This is a genomic window from Erythrobacter oryzae (genome assembly GCF_030271515.1).
Taxonomy (GTDB): domain Bacteria; phylum Pseudomonadota; class Alphaproteobacteria; order Sphingomonadales; family Sphingomonadaceae; genus Erythrobacter; species Erythrobacter oryzae.
The window spans coordinates 304,453-318,897 of record NZ_JASCXI010000002.1; the positions used below are offsets into that span (position 1 = coordinate 304,453).

A 14,445-nucleotide genomic window follows, 5' to 3' on the forward strand; every position below is an offset into this window, starting at 1 on the left:
CAGGCGCAGCGGGGGGCTGAGCGGTGGACGGCTTTCTTCTCGCCATGCTGCTGGTCGCCATGCTTGCGACCGGCGGGCGTGACCAGTTGATGGTGGCGCAGTGGGCCGGAAGGCTCGGGCAGAGCGCGCCGCTCCTCGCCCTCGCGATGGCCTGCGCCAGTATCAGCGCGGGCGTGATGGCCTTCATCGGGGCCGAGTTCGCCGCGCTCCTGCCGCGCCGCGCCGCGCAGATGCTGGTCGCCTTCGCGCTCGCCATCGCCGCGGGCGAGCTGGCGCTGCCGGTGCGCCTCAAGCCCCCTGCCGAGCCGACCCGCTCGCTCCCGGCCTTGGGCATCGTGCTGCTCGCCCGCCAGCTGGGCGACGGGGCGCGCTTCGCGGTCTTCGCGCTCGCGGCGTGGACGGTGTGGCCGGTGACCGCAGGCCTCGGCGGGGCGATCGGCGGGGCGGCGACGGTCGCGCTCGGCTGGGCGGCGGGGGCCGAAACGCTCGCGCGCTGGCCGCTGCGGATGATCCGCCTGATGCTGGCCGTATGCCTCGGCATCGCGGCGCTCTTCATCGGGATCAGCGCCCGCTACTGATCGGCCCGGGCGATCATTGTCGCCGAAAAACTGCGCGGGCTAATCCAGATTCCCCACCCATGTAGGTGAACGAGACGCGCAGCGCGACATGGTCGCGCACACCCTCGACCCAAGGAGAGCCCACATGGCCAACAACAAGGACAATTCCAAAGCCGCTCTGATCGACGAGCTCAACGGACTGCTCGCCGATCACTTCGCGCTCTACATGAAGACCAAGAACTTCCACTGGCACGTCGTCGGCCGCCATTTCCGCGACCTGCACCTGCTGTTCGACGAGCAGGCGGCCCAGATCCAGGCGCAGACCGACGTGATCGGCGAGCGCGTTCGCAAGCAGAACGGCACCACGCTGACCTCGGCGGGTTCGATCTCGCGGCACACGCAGATCAAGGATCAGGACAGCACCAGCCTCAAGGCCGAGGATATGATCGCCGAACTGCGCGACGACAACGTGCTGGTGATCGAGCGCCTGAAGAAGCTCAAGGACCTCGCCGAAGAGGCCGGCGACAACGCCACCGACGGGCTGCTCGACGACTGGACCGACGAGGCCGAAGAGCGCGTGTGGATGCTCAGCTCGTTCCTCGACGAGCAGGTTCCCACCGTCGATTAAGACGTTCACGAAAGGGCCGCTCCCATTGTCGGGAGCGGCCCTTTTGCTATGGTCGCGGCCATGGCTGACATCACGATTTTCGAGAATGCGAACCGCTTTGCGGTGGCCGGCTGGCTGGTCGGCAAGCTCACCGGGACCGGCGCGATCACCGTGCCGGGCGGCTCGACCCCCTTCCCGATCATGGATGCGCTGACCGACCTCGGCGCCATCGACTGGCCGGGCTGGGCGGTGTGGCCCAACGACGACCGCATCGTCCCCGAGGAGCACGAGGCCTCGAACACGGGCAAGCTGCGCGCGCTGCTCGAGCCTGCAGGCGCGCGGATCGTGCCGCTCGCCGAAGACGCCGCGCCGCCGCATTTCGCGCTGACCTGGCTCGGCATGGGGCCCGACGGGCACATCGCCTCGCTCTTCCCCAACACCGATCCGCAGGTTGACGACGCGCAGGTCGTGCGCCGCCTCACCCCCGATCCGCTGCCCCCCCACGCGCCCTTCGACCGGATCACGCTGACGATCCCGGCGCTGCTGGCGACCGATGCGATCCTGTTCACATTGGGCGGCGCGGCGGACAAGCGCGCGGTGTTCGAGGCGGCAGCTAGCGGCGCGAACGATCTGCCCGTCGCCCGCCTGCTCGGCGCGGCGCGCGCGCGAGGCATTCCCGTCACGGTCTTCGCCTGAGCCCATGCCCAATATCCTCCCCGCCCCGCTCCACCGCGCGCTGCTGCCGCTGGCGCACGCGCTGCGGCACCGCTGGCGGCGCTGGCGCAAGACGCCGATTGCCGGGGTGAGCGTGATCGTCACCAACCTTGCGGGCGATGTGCTGCTGCTGAAGCATTCCTATGGCCCTTCCGTGTGGGGCCTGCCCGGCGGGGGGCTCGGCAAGGGTGAGGACCCGCTCGCCGCCGCGCGGCGCGAGGTGCGCGAGGAGCTGGGGGTGGAACTTGCGCGGCTCGAGCCGGTGGGCACGCTGGAAGAGGTGCTCTCGGGCTCGCCCCACACCGCGCATATCTTCACCGGCGTGTGCGACCGCCAGCCCAGGCCCGACCGCCGCGAGGTGACCGAGGCGCGCTTCTTCCCCTCGCACTCGCTCCCCGAACCGCTGGGCGAGACCACCCGCGCGCGGATCGCGGTGTGGCGGGCAAGGGGCGTGGGTTAGCGGCCCAGCCGATCGCGCACCGAGGAACCGAAGATCTGCTTTTCGGTGTCGCCGCAGGCCTTCAGCTCTTCCCCGAGCTGCGCGATGGTCGCCTTGCGGTCGCCGCTGCCGGTGAGCACGGTCAACAGGGCACTGTTGTTCGCGGTGTAGCGCTCGCTGACCAATTGCTCGTCCCGGGGCGGAAGGTCGGCGGCATGCTCGAGGAAGCGCTTCGCCGCTTCGGTCAGCGCCGCTTTGGCCTCGGGATTTTCCTTGCCGATGATGACGCTGAAAAAGGTGTAGACCGAAGCGCAGCGCACGGGGGCTTCGATCTGGGAAACGACCTTTGCGGCAGGCTCCTCGGCGTGCGCCGGGGAGAGGGCGAGCAGCAGCGCGGCGAGGCCTGCGATGGGGTGGATTCTCGGCATGGCCTCGGCGCTCCTTGTGGGCGGGCTATAGCAGCGAGAGTTGCGCGGTATCAACGGGTTTGCCCCCGGGCTCGTCGGCCGCCTCCAGTCCCGAGAGCGTCAGCCCCATCAGCCGGATCGGGCCGCGCAGGGGCAGCTCCGCCTCCAGCAGCGCGCGGGCGAGCCTGCCGAACTCGGCCTTGCCGGCGACGTAATCGGGCTGCGAGGTCGCGCGGGTCATGATCTGGAAGTCGGTGAACTTGAGCTTGAGCGTCACCGTCCGCCCCCGCGCGCCCGCCGCCTCGATCCGTTCCCACACGATGTCGATGATGTTTTCGAGAGTCTCGCGAAGCCGTGCGCCGCTGCCGATGTCTTCCGAGAAGGTCCGCTCCCCGCCGACCGACTTGCGGAGGCGGTGGGCGGCGACCGGGCGCAGGTCGATGCCCCGCGCGGCGCGGAACAGGTAGTCGGCCATGCTGCCAAAATGCGCGCGCAGGAAGGCGATGTCCTTGGCGGCCAGGTCCGCGCCCGTCGCGATGCCGAGCTTCTGCATCTTCGCTTCCGCCTTGGGCCCGACCCCGTGGAACCGCCGGATCGGCAGCCCCGCGACGAACTGCGCACCCTCGCCGGGGCGGATGACGCACAGGCCATCGGGCTTGTTCTGGTCGCTCGCGAGCTTCGCAAGGAACTTGTTGTAGCTCACCCCCGCGCTGGCGGTCAGCCGGGTCTTGGCGCGGATTTCCTGCCGGATCAGCTCGGCGATGCGGGTCGCGCTCCCGATCCCGAGGCGATCATCGGTGACATCGAGATAGGCCTCGTCGAGGCTCAGCGGCTCGATCACGGGGGTGTAATGCTCGAACACCCGGCGGATCTGGCGGCTCGCTTCCTTGTAGGCATCGAAGCGCGGGCGCACGAAGATGAGGTCGGGGCACAATCGCTGCGCCGTGACCGAGGGCATGGCGCTCCGCACCCCGAATTTCCGCGCCTCGTAGCTGGCGGCCGCCACCACCCCGCGCCCGCCCGCGCCGCCAACCGCGACGGGCTTGCCCTTCAGCTCGGGATTGTCGCGCTGTTCGACGCTGGCGAAAAAGGCGTCCATGTCGACATGGATGATCTTGCGCAGGCCGAGCTCGGTCCCGCGCGCCTCACCATCCTCGTCTGACGGAGCCCTCAGTATCATCCCTTGGAAATAGAACCTTGTGCCGCCTGAAGGAACTGTTGCTGGAACAATTCACTTCGCACGCCATTTTGTGCACATGCGAAAAGAACTCTGGTCTTCCGGCGAACCGATGGGCAAGGGCCCCGCGATGGCCACCTCGCAAGCCTCTGTCCTGCCTGCCCGCAAGGCCCTCGGTGAGACCGAGCTGATGTGGATGATGGCGATGCTGATGGCGCTCAACGCCTTCGGCATCGACGCGATCCTGCCCGCGCTGGACGCGCTCGCCGCCGACCTTTCGGTGAGCGGCAACGACCGCCAGTTCGTGATCGGCGTCTATCTCCTCACCGGCGGCATCGGCTCGCTGGTGCCCGGCGCGCTCGCCGACCGCTTCGGGCGGCGGCCGGTGCTGCTGGGAGCGGTGGCGGTCTACATCGTGCTCTCGCTGCTCTCCGCACTCGCGCCCAGCTATGACGCGCTGATTGCGGTGCGCGCCGCGCAGGGCTTCTTCGCCGCCGGCATCGTCGCGCTCCCGCCCGCGATCATCCGCGACCGCGTGGGCGGCGACAAGATGGCGCGGATGATGAGCCTCATCTTCGTGATCTTCCTGATGGTGCCCGCGATCGCGCCGACAATCGGCGAGGCGATCCTCCAGACCTTCGGCAGCTGGCGCGCGATCTTTGCTGCGATGGTGCTGCTGGGCCTGGTGATGGGAACTTGGGTGTTCATCCGCCTGCCCGAGAGCCTCACCGAGGAAAACCGCCAGCCGATCGTGCCGCGCGCCATCGGTGCCAACATGCTCCGCGCCCTGACCCTGCCGAGCGTCGCGGGCTATGTCATCGGCTCGGCGCTGGTGTTCGGCGCGCTGTTCGGCTTCATCAATTCCTCGCAGCAGCTCATCACCCAGACCTTCGGCGCGGGCGACATCTTCCCGCTGGTCTTCGCGATCTGCGCCGGATCGATGGCGCTCGCGAGCTGGTCGAACTCGCGCATCGTCGAGCGTTTCGGCGCGCGCCGGGTGAGCCACACCGCGCTGTTCGCCTTCATCGCGGTGAGCGCGGTGCAGGTCATGCTCGCCTTCCAGCCGGGCGAGGAATTGTGGCACTTCGTCCCGCTGATGGCGATCAACATGGCGCTGCTCGGCTTCATCGGCAGCAATTTCGGCGCGATTGCGATGAACCCCTTCTTCGCCATCGCGGGCGCGGCGAGCTCGGCGCACGGCTTCGTGCGGATGACCACGGCGGCGATGCTCGGCGGGGCGATCGGCTATGCCTATGACGGCACCGCGCGGCCCCTCGCGCTGGCGCTGCTGGCGAGCGGCCTTGCGTGCCTCGCGCTGGTGCTGTGGAGCGAGAAGGGCAAGCTGTTCGGGCCGTCAGATGCGGAGATGGGTGGGCACTGAGCAGGCCCACCCCCGACTCCGATACCCGCCCCGGGCTTGACCCGGGGGCAAGCGGGAGGGGCGTTGCTCGCGCTTCACAGTCCCCCTCCCGCTTGCGGGAGGGGTTAGGGGTGGGCCCGAAACTCGCTCTCCAACCGTCGCCACGCCAGCCCGGCGAACTCGCACAGCAGGGGCCGCGTGTCGCGCGGGTCGATGATGTCCTCGACATTGAAGCGCTCGGCTGAGCGGAAGGGCGAGGTGACTTTCGCCAGCCTTGCGCGGATGTCCTCCAGCAGCGCTTCGGGGTCGTCGGCGGCTTCCAGCTCGGACTTGTAGGCGACCTCCAGCCCGCCCGCGATGGGGAGCGAGCCCCAGTCGCCCGACGGCCAGCAATAGCGGTACTGGTAGCGCTCGGCATTGCTCATCGCGCTGCCCGCAATGCCATAGGCGCGCCGGAGGACAATCGAGGCCAGCGGCACGGTCGCTCGGTAGATCGCGTTCATCGCGTTGACGCCATAGCGGATCGTCCCCGCCATCTCCGCCTCACGCCCGATCATGAAGCCGGGGTTGTCGACGAGGTGGACGATCGGCAGGCGGAACTGGTCTGCCAGTTTGACGAAGCGCTCGACCTTCTCGCTGGTTTTCGCCTCCCACGATCCGCCGAGGTAGCTGGGGTCTGAGGCGATGACGAACACCGGCCAGCCATCGAGCCGCGCGAGGGCCGTGATCCCGGCGCGGCCCCAGTGGCGGCCGATCTCGAACACGGTGCCCGTATCGAACACCATGTCGAGGCAGCGGCGCATCGAATAGACCTGCTTGTCCTCGCGCGGGACGAGCGAGAGCAGCGCCTCCTCGCGCCGGTCGGCGGGGTCGCCGGTTTCGATGCGGCGGGCAGGCTGGCCGACATATTCGGGCATGAAGGAGAGAAAATGCCGCGCGCGGGCGAAGGCTTCGGCCTCGCTGGCGACCTCGTCATCGACCACGCCGTTGCGGGTGTGGATCGCGCTGCCGCCGAGCGCCTCCTTGGCCTCCTCGTGATTGGCCGCGCCGCCCTTGAACGCCTCGCCCAGCCCGTCGACCACCGCAGGCCCCGCCGCAAAAATCTGCGAGAGGCCCTTCACCATGATCGAATAATGGCTCGCCACGGTCCGCGCCGCGCCGAGGCCCGCCGTAGGGCCAAGCGCCAGCGCCACCACCGGCACCGTGTCGAGGTTGGTCACGACATCGCCCCAGCCAGGCACGGCGGGGATATAGGTGGCACCGATCTGTTCGAGCGTTTTTACGCTGCCTCCGCCCCCGGTGCCGTCGATCATGCGGATGATCGGGAGCTTCAACTGGTGCGCCATCATCTCGGCCTGCACCATCTTGCGCGCAATCCCCGCATCCGCCGCGCCGCCGCGAATGGTGAAGTCGTCGGCGGTGGCGACCACCGGGCGGCCATTGATAGTTGCTTTGCCGAACAGGAAGGGGGCGGGGGTGACGCCTTGGAGGTCGCCGTTCGCGTCATACTTCGCGGACCCTGCGATCTTGCCGATCTCGCGGAAGGAGCCCTCGTCCACCAGCGCTGCCAGCCGCGCGCGAGCGTCCATCTTGCCGCGCCCATGCTGGCGCGCAACCTTGTCCGCGCCGCCCATCTGCTCGGCCAGCGCCTCGCGGGCGCGCAGTTCTTCGAGTTCCTTGGCCCAGGTCATTGCCTCTCCCTCACAGGCCCACCCCTAACCCCTCCCGCAGGCGGGAGGGGGACTGGTCTGCGCCCTTTTCTCCCCTCCCGCCTGCGGGAGGGGCTGGGGGTGGGCAAGTCTATTCTTTGCTAGCAGGCACCACCCGGCACAACACCGCCTCGACCTGCACCTGCCCGCCCGCGCTCACCGCCAGCCCCTCGACCACCCCGTCGAAGGGCGCGGTGAGGGCGTGTTCCATCTTCATCGCCTCTAGCACCAAGAGCCGCTGCCCGGCGGTGACGGCCTGCCCCTCGGCGACATCGACCGCGATGACCTTGCCCGGCATTGGGGCGATGATGGCGCCATCGGCGGCGGAGGCTTGGCCGGTGCCGTCATGGCGGGTGCGAACTAGAACCGCCTCGCCATCATCGAAGACGACGATCCCGCCCTCGGTCTGCTCGCAGGATACATAGCGGTCGAGCCAATCGCGCGATTGCACCACCACCTCGGTAGGCTCGCCGTCAAACGAAAAGGCTACCGCTGTCTTGGGATCTCCATTCATACGCAAACCGATGGCAGTCTGCCAAACGTTGCCCCGCGGAAACTTAAGTTCGTTCCGCAAGGTGCCATAGCTGCTGCCAATGCCGGAAAGTTCGCGGGTGATGAGAGCAACGGCAGCATCAGCCTTCAGCGAATGCCGAAGGGCCGAGGTGTCGAGAAGCGCAGCTTCGTGTTCCCCGATGAAGGCGGTTGTCACGTTGCCAGCGACAAAGTCGGCTTGATCCAGAGCGCGCTTCAGAAACCCGGCATTGCTACGCACGGGCCAGATTTCGACGCCTGCACAGACCTCGGCGAGGTCCGCGATAGCCTGTTCGCGGGTCTCCGCGTGGACGACAAGCTTGGCGATCATGGGGTCATAGAAGGGGCTTATCTCGGAGCCTTCGACAACGCCGGTTTCGATCCGAACTTCAATACCGGGCGGTTCAGGCAGGATAAGGTGCTCAAGCCGCCCCGTGCTCGGCAAAAACCCCTTCGCTGGATCCTCGGCATACAGCCGCGCTTCAATCGCATGGCCGTTGATCGACAGCTCCTCCTGCCGCTTGGGCAGCGGCTCGCCGCTTGCGATGCGCAATTGCCATTCGACCAGATCGACCCCGGTGATTTCCTCGGTGACGGGGTGTTCGACCTGAAGGCGGGTGTTCATCTCCATGAAGAAGATGCGGTCGGCGCGCAGGCCTTCGCTGGCGTCGGCGATGAATTCGATCGTGCCCGCGCCCTCGTAATCGACCGCCTTGGCCGCGCGCACGGCGGCGGCGCAGATGGCTTCGCGGGTGGCCGCGTCCATGCCGGGGGCGGGGGCTTCCTCGATCACCTTCTGGTGGCGGCGCTGCAAGGAACAGTCGCGTTCGAACAGGTGGACGACGTTGCCGTGGGCATCGCCGAACACCTGCACCTCGATATGGCGGGGCGAGGTGATCCACTTTTCGAGCAACACTTCGTCATTGCCGAAGCTGGCCTTGGCCTCGCGGCGGCAGCTTTCCAGCGAAGCGGCGAAGTCGGCGGGGGCGTCGACCTTGCGCATCCCCTTGCCGCCGCCGCCCGCGACCGCCTTGATGAGCACGGGGTAGCCGATCGCCTCGGCCTCGGCGGTGAGCCGCTCCACCGATTGGTCCGACCCGTCATAGCCCGGCGTCACCGGCACACCCGCCGCGCGCATCAGCTGCTTGGCCGCGTCCTTCAGGCCCATCGCGCGGATGCTGGAAGGCTTGGGGCCGACCCAGATCAGCCCTGCGTCGATCACGGCCTGCGCGAAATCGGCGTTCTCCGACAGGAAGCCATAGCCCGGATGGATCGCATCCGCCCCGGTCTGCTTGGCCGCCGCGATGATCTTCGCACCGACCAGATAGCTTTCGGCGGCGGGCGAGGGGCCGATATGCACCGCCTCGTCAGCCGAGCGCACATGCAGCGCCTTGGCATCGGCATCGGAATAGACCGCGACCGTGGCGATCCCCATGCTGCGCGCGGTGCGCATGATCCGGCAGGCGATCTCGCCGCGATTGGCGATCAGGAGTTTGGTGATCATTGTGCAGGCACCTCCGGCGCGCCGAGCGCCGCGCAGCGTTCGGGCAGTTCCATCGTGAAGCTGGTGTTGGCGACCTTCCAGCCGCCCTCGGTCTTGACGAGGCTCAGCGAATTGATCCCGCAATGGCTGGTCTGCCCGTCCGAGATGAAGCGATAGGGGCCCCACACCAGCGCCATGTCGCCGTCGACCCGCACGGTGTCGTAGCGCATCACCTCGTCGACCTTGCGCGTGCCCTTGGCCCAGCGCGCGAGGTGATCGGCGACCGGAATGACATCGACGCGGGGGAAGTCGGGCTTCATCCGGCTGTGGACGAAGATCATGCCCTCGGGGAGCATCTGGCGGGCGAGTGCGGTGCGGTCCTCGCTGCGCAGCGCGGCGAAGAAGGCGTCGGCGGCGGCGATGGCCTCTGCCTGCTCGGGGGTCGGCTCCTCGGCGGCGAGCGGCGCGGCGGCGAGGAGTGCTGCGGCGGCGGTGATGACGGCTTTCATGGCTGCCGGATTAGCGCGGCTTGGTTGCAAAGGAAACCGCATCGCTATTGCGTCTTCCCGGGCTTGACCCGGGACCACGCTTCCTTTTTCTCCGCGCAAGAAAAGCGGGGCCCCGGGTCAGGCCCGGGCCGGGGCGGATGGCCGGTAATCCGCGATCCCCCAGTCGATCCCGCCCTCGGGCATCTTCTCGCGGTTGAGCACCGCCGAGAGAAACGCGCGCACGCCGTAGAGCGCCTTCTCGCTGCGCGGCACATAGGTGCGGCTGTTCCACGCCTCCACCCCTCGCGCGCGGACCTTGCGCCCGATCGCGCCGTAGATGCGCGCCGCCGAGAGCACCGCCCAGCGGCTGCGGAAGGGGAGTTTCGCCGCGCCCACGCGGGCTGCCGCCTCGTGCTTTTCCACCAGCGCCACCAGCCGCGCGGCCATTTCTGCGAGTTCCTTCCTGTGGTGCGGCTTGGTGTGCTGGCCGGGCTCGATATCCTGCTCGACCAGCCATTCGACCGGCAGATAGCAGCGCCCCGCCGCATCATCCTCGACGATATCGCGCGCGATGTTGGAGAGCTGGAAGGCGAGGCCGAGATCATTGGCCCGGTCGAGCGTCTCCTGATCCTGCGGCGAAACCCCCATCACCACCGCCATCATCACGCCGACCGCGCCCGCGACGTGGTAGCAGTAGCGCAGCATGTCGGCCTCGGTGCGCGGGCGCCAGTCTTCGGCATCCAATTGGAAGCCCGCGATCACGTCCTCGGCCATCTGCGGGGTGAGGCCGACTTCGGCGGCGACCACGCCGAGCGCGTCGAAGGCCGGATCGCCCGTCGGCTGGCCTGCGAAGGCGAGCGCGGTCAGGCGGCGGATATGGGCGAGGCGGTCGGCAAGGTCGCTCTGGTCGCCCAGCTCGCCGCCCAGTTCCTGATTGTCGGCAATGTCGTCGGCGCGGCGGCACCAGGCGTAGAGCAGCCAGGCGCGCTCGCGGGTCTCGCGGTCGAACAGGCGCGCGGCCGCGGAGAAGCTCTGCGAGCCGTGCTTGATGGTCAGCCGGGCGTGTTCGACCAGCGCGGCGCGGGTGGCTGCATCGACCGCCATGGCGAAGCCTACAGCTCCTCGGCCTTCATGCGGAAGATCGGGGTGTGGGGGACGTAGCTGGCCATCTTGTCGAGGAGCTCGCCGCAGGTCTCGGCCGCGATCATGATGCCGGCGTGCTGCGGGCGGATGAAGCCGACCTCGATCATCTTGGCGTTGAAGGCGAGCAGGTGGTCGTAGAAGCCGAAAGCGTTGAGCAGGCCCACCGGCTTGGTGTGATAGCCCAGTTGCGCCCAGCTGATCGCCTCCCACAGCTCGTCCATCGTGCCGACCCCGCCGGGGATGGTGACGAAGCCGTCCGAGAGGTCGGTGAAGCGCTGCTTGCGCTCGTGCATGCCCGAAACGGTGACGAGTTCGTCGCAGTCATGATTGGCGACCTCGGCCTTGACCAGCGCCTCGGGGATGATGCCGATGACGTGGCCGCCATGGTCCTTGGCGCCCTTGGCAACCGCGCCCATCAGGCCAAGCTTGCCCCCGCCATAGACGAGCCCGATCCCCCTGCGGGCAAGCTCCGCGCCGACGTCATAGGCGAGCTGGATGTAACGCGGATCCTCGGGAGAGGCCGAGCCGCAATAGACAGCGAGGCGTTTCATCAGTGCGTTCCGCAGGCGGCTTCAAACAGCTGGCGGTCGGAGGGGTCGTCCGCCACATTGAGCGGCTCGATCAGCAGCTCGCCGATCGGCAGATCGGCCGCGTCCCCGACATCGGGAGAGATGACTCGCGCGCGCTGCATTCCCATCCTCACCTTGGCGCAATCGACCACCCCGATGATATCGGCGACGAGGTTGTTCTCCTTGTCTTCGGTGCGCAGCAGCAACTGCTTGTAGCGCACCCCGTCGATCACGGTATCGCCGCGCCAGGCCATGTCGATCCAGCCGGTCAGTTCCTCGTCATTTTGCGCCTCGACCCAGCGGTGCGCGTGGCCCGGCTGGACCAGTGGCGATGCGCCGTAGTCGGCTGCCCCGGCGGCGAGAAGAAGAAGCCATCCCATCATCACACATTCACCTTTGCCAGATCCTCCAGCATCAGCCCGGCGGTCGCCTTGGCGCTGCCCACCACGCCCGGAATGCCCGCCCCCGGGTGGGTGCCTGCGCCGACGAGGTAGTAGTTGTCGATCACGTCGTCGCGGTTGTGGCCGCGCAGCCAGGCGCTCTGCCACAGCACCGGTTCGAGGCTGAAGGCGCTGCCCATGTGGGCGTTGAGGTCCTGCTTGAAGTCCTTCGGCGCATAGCTGAACTTGGTGACGATCCGCGAATGGATGTCGGGGATCAGGCGCCGCCCCAGCTCGTCGAGGATCATCTTCTCAAGCTTCGGGCCGACCTCGTCCCAGTCGAGCGGCATCTTGCCCATGTGGCTCACCGGCACGAGCGCGTAGAAGGTGCTCTTGCCCGCCGGCGCCATGCTCGGGTCGGTGACGGTGGGGTGGTGGAGGTAGATCGCGAAATCCTCGGGGATCACGCCGTTCTTGTAGATGTCGTCGAGCAGGCCCTTGTAGCGCTTGGCGAAGAGGATCATGTGGTGCGGGATACCGGGCCAGGTGCCCTCCAGCCCGAAATGCACCACGAAGAGGCTCGGCGAATAGCTCTTGCGGCCGAGGCTCTTGGCCATCTGCTTGCCGCGCGCGCTCTGCGACATCAGGTCCTTGTAGGAGTGCATGATGTCGGCGTTGCTGGCGACCGCGTCGAAGCGCTGGCGGAAGCCCGACTTGGTCTCGACCTCGGTGGCCTTGGTGCCGAGAGTATGCACCTGCACCACCGGATCGCCGATCCGCATCTGGCCGCCGAGGCGCTCGAAATGGCGCACCATGCCTGCGATCAGCCGGTTGGTCCCGCCGCGCGCCCACCACACGCCGCCGTCCTTCTCGAGCTTGTGGATCAGGGCGTAGATCGACGAGGTGTTCATCGGGTTGCCGCCGACGAGCAGCGTGTGGAAGCTCAGGGCCTCGCGCAGCTTCTCGTTCTCGACGTAGCTCGAAACCATCGAATAGACGCTGCGCCACGCCTGTTCCTTGATCAGCGCGGGCGCGGCCTTCAGCATCGACTTGAAATCGAGGAACGGCACGGTGCCGAGCTTGAGGTAGCCTTCCTTGTAAACCCGCTCCGAATATTCGAGGAAGCGCGCATAGCCCGCGACATCGGCGGGGTTCAGCTTGGCGATCTCGGCATTGAGGCTCGCCTCGTCGTTCGAATAGTCGAAATTGGTGCCGTCGGGCCAGTTGAGGCGATAGAAGGGCATGACCTTCATCAGCTCGACATCGTCGGCGATGTCGTGGCCGGTGAGGGCCCACAATTCCTTGAGGCAATCGGGATCGGTGATGACGGTCGGGCCCGCGTCGAAGGTGAAGCCCTCGCGCTCCCAGAAATAGGCGCGCCCGCCGGGCTTGTCGCGGCTTTCGATCACGGTGGTGGCGATGCCGGCCGATTGCAGGCGCAGGGCGAGCGCCATGCCGCCGAAGCCTGCGCCGATCACGCAGGCGGTGCGGCCGTCATAGCGCGCGGCGAGGGCGGGGTTGATACCCTTCGCGCCCGAAAGGTTGAGCTTCGCATCGGCGTTCATGCCGGGGTCTCCGTTTTGAAAGGCTTGCCTGAAGAAAACAGCGCACGGATGGCGCGCGGGATAGCTACGGGGGGCTTGCCCGTGAGGATGCGCAGCCGGTCGGGCCAGGTCGATCGGCCGGCGTAGAAGCGCTCCACCAATGCCCCGCGCAGCGCGTAGAAATGCTCGAACACCACCACCCGCTTGCCGGGCTCGGCGGCCTCGAACAGCATGCGGCTGAGCATCCGGTAATAGGCGGTCGCGCGCCAGTGGCGCCGGGCGCGGCGGGCGCAGAAGGCGGCGAGCTCCTCGCCGGTCAACTCCGGGCGGCGCGCGATCATCTTGGCGACGGCGAGCGCGTTGCTGGCGGCGAAGGGCAGGGTGTAGCTGGTGAGCGGGTGCGAGAAGCCCCCCCGCGCGCCTGCCAGCGCGACGCCGGGGATCGCGACCTCGGCGCATGCCGCGGCGAAATCCCCGCCCGAGATCACGGGGAGAATCCCCGCCTCCTGATCCACCACCTCGCCCTTCCAGCCATTGGCATGGGCATAGGCGGCGACGCGGCCCTTGAGGACTTCGGCGTCCATCTTCGGCTGGTCGGCGTAATAGGTGTCTTCAATGAACACCTCGTCTTCGGAGAGGGGCAGGACATAGACGAAGCGGTAGGCCTCGCCATTGCCGTAGGGGGCGAGCTGATCGACGCTCGCATCCATGATGACGGGGCGGGTGAGGCCGTGGGGCTGCTCGCACTTGAAATGCTGGCCGAGGAACACCTGCCAGCCGCCCGCGAGATGCTTCGAGGGCTTGAACGGGCGGCAGTCGATCACGCGCTTGGCAGGCATCCGCGTGCCGTCCGCCAGCGTCACGCCGCCTGCGTCCAGCGCTGCCGCTTTGGTCTCCAGCAGCACGCGGCTTGCAGGCAGTTCCGCCATCAGCGCGCGGTGGAATTCGGCGCTGGCGAGCGAGCGGTAGGCGGTCGGCAGCGTGCGGCCGAGGCGCGGGAAGGTGATGTCGTAGCCCTCGTCCCAGCCGTTCAATTGGAACCCCGCCATCAGCGCGCGGTCGGCTTTCGGGATGTCGGTCTCGAACCAGCTCCAACGGTGGTGGCCGCCCAGCGTGCGCCCGGCCTCGAGCAGCGCGAAGCGGCAGCCGGGAGCGTGGCGATGGAGCGCGAGCGCGATCAGGCCGCCTGCCAGCCCGCCGCCGACGATGATCACGTCATGCGCAGGCTCTCCGGCTGCGGGGCGGCTGTTGGGTGAATCGACCATCGGCCCAATGCCCTAGGCGAGGCGGCGGTAATCGGCAATCGAATGCGGGGATCGGGCGGCGATTGCCCAAAG

15 protein-coding genes are annotated in these 14,445 nt (G+C 67.9%); 5 read left to right on the forward strand and 10 right to left on the reverse strand.

Going from position 1 to position 14,445, the window contains the following annotated elements:
* Positions 1–23 precede the first annotated feature (23 nt).
* From PFX90_RS06195 to PFX90_RS06210, 4 genes are all read left to right on the forward strand, one after another.
* Positions 24–578, forward strand: coding sequence for a hypothetical protein (locus tag PFX90_RS06195; protein WP_285711508.1), 555 nt, complete (start codon positions 24–26; stop codon positions 576–578).
* Positions 579–702: 124 nt separating this feature from the next.
* Complete coding sequence (locus PFX90_RS06200; RefSeq protein ID WP_285711509.1) at positions 703–1,185, forward strand: Dps family protein; 483 nt, start codon at positions 703–705, stop codon at positions 1,183–1,185.
* Positions 1,186–1,245: 60 nt separating this feature from the next.
* Positions 1,246–1,860 carry a 6-phosphogluconolactonase gene (locus PFX90_RS06205; RefSeq protein WP_285711510.1) on the forward strand — a complete coding sequence of 205 codons (615 nt, stop codon included), beginning with the start codon at positions 1,246–1,248 and terminating at the stop codon, positions 1,858–1,860.
* Positions 1,861–1,864: 4 nt separating this feature from the next.
* On the forward strand, positions 1,865–2,338 hold the full coding sequence (locus PFX90_RS06210; RefSeq protein ID WP_285711511.1) for an NUDIX domain-containing protein: 474 nt from the start codon (positions 1,865–1,867) through the stop codon (positions 2,336–2,338).
* Here PFX90_RS06210 and PFX90_RS06215 read toward each other — a convergent pair.
* On the reverse strand, positions 2,335–2,745 hold the full coding sequence (locus tag PFX90_RS06215) for a hypothetical protein (protein ID WP_285711512.1): 411 nt from the start codon (positions 2,743–2,745) through the stop codon (positions 2,335–2,337). The two genes, PFX90_RS06210 and PFX90_RS06215, sit on opposite strands and share 4 nt — an antisense overlap.
* Positions 2,746–2,770: 25 nt before the next feature.
* Entirely contained in the window at positions 2,771–3,904 is a 1,134-nt protein-coding gene (gene dinB / locus PFX90_RS06220; protein ID WP_285711513.1) for a DNA polymerase IV, read from the reverse strand.
* A gap of 109 nt (positions 3,905–4,013) precedes the next feature.
* Here dinB and PFX90_RS06225 point away from each other — a divergent pair, with 109 nt between their 5' ends.
* On the forward strand, positions 4,014–5,282 hold the full coding sequence (locus PFX90_RS06225) for a multidrug effflux MFS transporter (RefSeq protein WP_419180091.1): 1,269 nt from the start codon (positions 4,014–4,016) through the stop codon (positions 5,280–5,282).
* 104 nt (positions 5,283–5,386) lie between these two features.
* Here PFX90_RS06225 and PFX90_RS06230 read toward each other — a convergent pair whose 3' ends face one another.
* The 8 genes from PFX90_RS06230 to crtY all read right to left on the reverse strand — a co-directional run bounded on the left by PFX90_RS06230 (position 5,387) and on the right by crtY (position 14,373).
* Positions 5,387–6,952: an acyl-CoA carboxylase subunit beta gene (locus PFX90_RS06230; RefSeq protein WP_285711515.1), complete on the reverse strand. Its 1,566-nt coding sequence runs from the start codon at positions 6,950–6,952 to the stop codon at positions 5,387–5,389.
* A gap of 109 nt (positions 6,953–7,061) precedes the next feature.
* Positions 7,062–9,005, reverse strand: a complete 1,944-nt coding sequence (locus PFX90_RS06235) for an acetyl-CoA carboxylase biotin carboxylase subunit (RefSeq protein ID WP_285711516.1) — start codon at positions 9,003–9,005, stop codon at positions 7,062–7,064.
* On the reverse strand, positions 9,002–9,493 hold the full coding sequence (locus PFX90_RS06240; RefSeq protein ID WP_285711517.1) for a nuclear transport factor 2 family protein: 492 nt from the start codon (positions 9,491–9,493) through the stop codon (positions 9,002–9,004). The genes PFX90_RS06235 and PFX90_RS06240 overlap by 4 nt, the downstream gene beginning before the upstream one ends.
* 117 nt (positions 9,494–9,610) lie before the next feature.
* Positions 9,611–10,576 (reverse strand): phytoene/squalene synthase family protein, encoded by a 966-nt coding sequence (locus PFX90_RS06245; RefSeq protein WP_285711518.1) that lies wholly within the window; start codon positions 10,574–10,576, stop codon positions 9,611–9,613.
* A gap of 8 nt (positions 10,577–10,584) precedes the next feature.
* Positions 10,585–11,166, reverse strand: coding sequence for an LOG family protein (locus PFX90_RS06250; protein WP_285711519.1), 582 nt, complete (start codon positions 11,164–11,166; stop codon positions 10,585–10,587).
* Positions 11,166–11,567 carry a hypothetical protein gene (locus tag PFX90_RS06255; protein WP_285711520.1) on the reverse strand — a complete coding sequence of 134 codons (402 nt, stop codon included), beginning with the start codon at positions 11,565–11,567 and terminating at the stop codon, positions 11,166–11,168. Before PFX90_RS06255 ends, PFX90_RS06250 begins: the two co-directional genes overlap by 1 nt.
* Positions 11,567–13,129 (reverse strand): phytoene desaturase, encoded by a 1,563-nt coding sequence (locus tag PFX90_RS06260; RefSeq protein WP_285711521.1) that lies wholly within the window; start codon positions 13,127–13,129, stop codon positions 11,567–11,569. The genes PFX90_RS06255 and PFX90_RS06260 overlap by 1 nt, the downstream gene beginning before the upstream one ends.
* Complete coding sequence (crtY, locus tag PFX90_RS06265; protein ID WP_285711522.1) at positions 13,126–14,373, reverse strand: lycopene beta-cyclase CrtY; 1,248 nt, start codon at positions 14,371–14,373, stop codon at positions 13,126–13,128. The genes PFX90_RS06260 and crtY overlap by 4 nt, the downstream gene beginning before the upstream one ends.
* Between the last annotated feature and the right edge of the window lie 72 nt (positions 14,374–14,445).

Excerpts from the sequence above, each read along its gene's own strand:
- PFX90_RS06230 (WP_285711515.1), bottom strand. The coding sequence starts at position 6,952 with ATGACCTGGGCCAAGGAACTCGAAGAACTGCGCGCCCGCGAGGCGCTG.
- PFX90_RS06200 (WP_285711509.1), top strand. The coding sequence starts at position 703 with ATGGCCAACAACAAGGACAATTCCAAAGCCGCTCTGATCGACGAGCTC.
- PFX90_RS06225 (WP_419180091.1), top strand. The coding sequence starts at position 4,014 with ATGGGCAAGGGCCCCGCGATGGCCACCTCGCAAGCCTCTGTCCTGCCT.
- dinB (WP_285711513.1), bottom strand. The coding sequence starts at position 3,904 with ATGATACTGAGGGCTCCGTCAGACGAGGATGGTGAGGCGCGCGGGACC.
- PFX90_RS06215 (WP_285711512.1), bottom strand. The coding sequence starts at position 2,745 with ATGCCGAGAATCCACCCCATCGCAGGCCTCGCCGCGCTGCTGCTCGCC.
- PFX90_RS06245 (WP_285711518.1), bottom strand. The coding sequence starts at position 10,576 with ATGGCGGTCGATGCAGCCACCCGCGCCGCGCTGGTCGAACACGCCCGG.
- PFX90_RS06240 (WP_285711517.1), bottom strand. The coding sequence starts at position 9,493 with ATGAAAGCCGTCATCACCGCCGCCGCAGCACTCCTCGCCGCCGCGCCG.
- PFX90_RS06255 (WP_285711520.1), bottom strand. The coding sequence starts at position 11,567 with ATGATGGGATGGCTTCTTCTTCTCGCCGCCGGGGCAGCCGACTACGGC.
- PFX90_RS06205 (WP_285711510.1), top strand. The coding sequence starts at position 1,246 with ATGGCTGACATCACGATTTTCGAGAATGCGAACCGCTTTGCGGTGGCC.
- crtY (WP_285711522.1), bottom strand. The coding sequence starts at position 14,373 with ATGGTCGATTCACCCAACAGCCGCCCCGCAGCCGGAGAGCCTGCGCAT.
- PFX90_RS06260 (WP_285711521.1), bottom strand. The coding sequence starts at position 13,129 with ATGAACGCCGATGCGAAGCTCAACCTTTCGGGCGCGAAGGGTATCAAC.
- PFX90_RS06250 (WP_285711519.1), bottom strand. The coding sequence starts at position 11,166 with ATGAAACGCCTCGCTGTCTATTGCGGCTCGGCCTCTCCCGAGGATCCG.
- PFX90_RS06235 (WP_285711516.1), bottom strand. The coding sequence starts at position 9,005 with ATGATCACCAAACTCCTGATCGCCAATCGCGGCGAGATCGCCTGCCGG.
- PFX90_RS06210 (WP_285711511.1), top strand. The coding sequence starts at position 1,865 with ATGCCCAATATCCTCCCCGCCCCGCTCCACCGCGCGCTGCTGCCGCTG.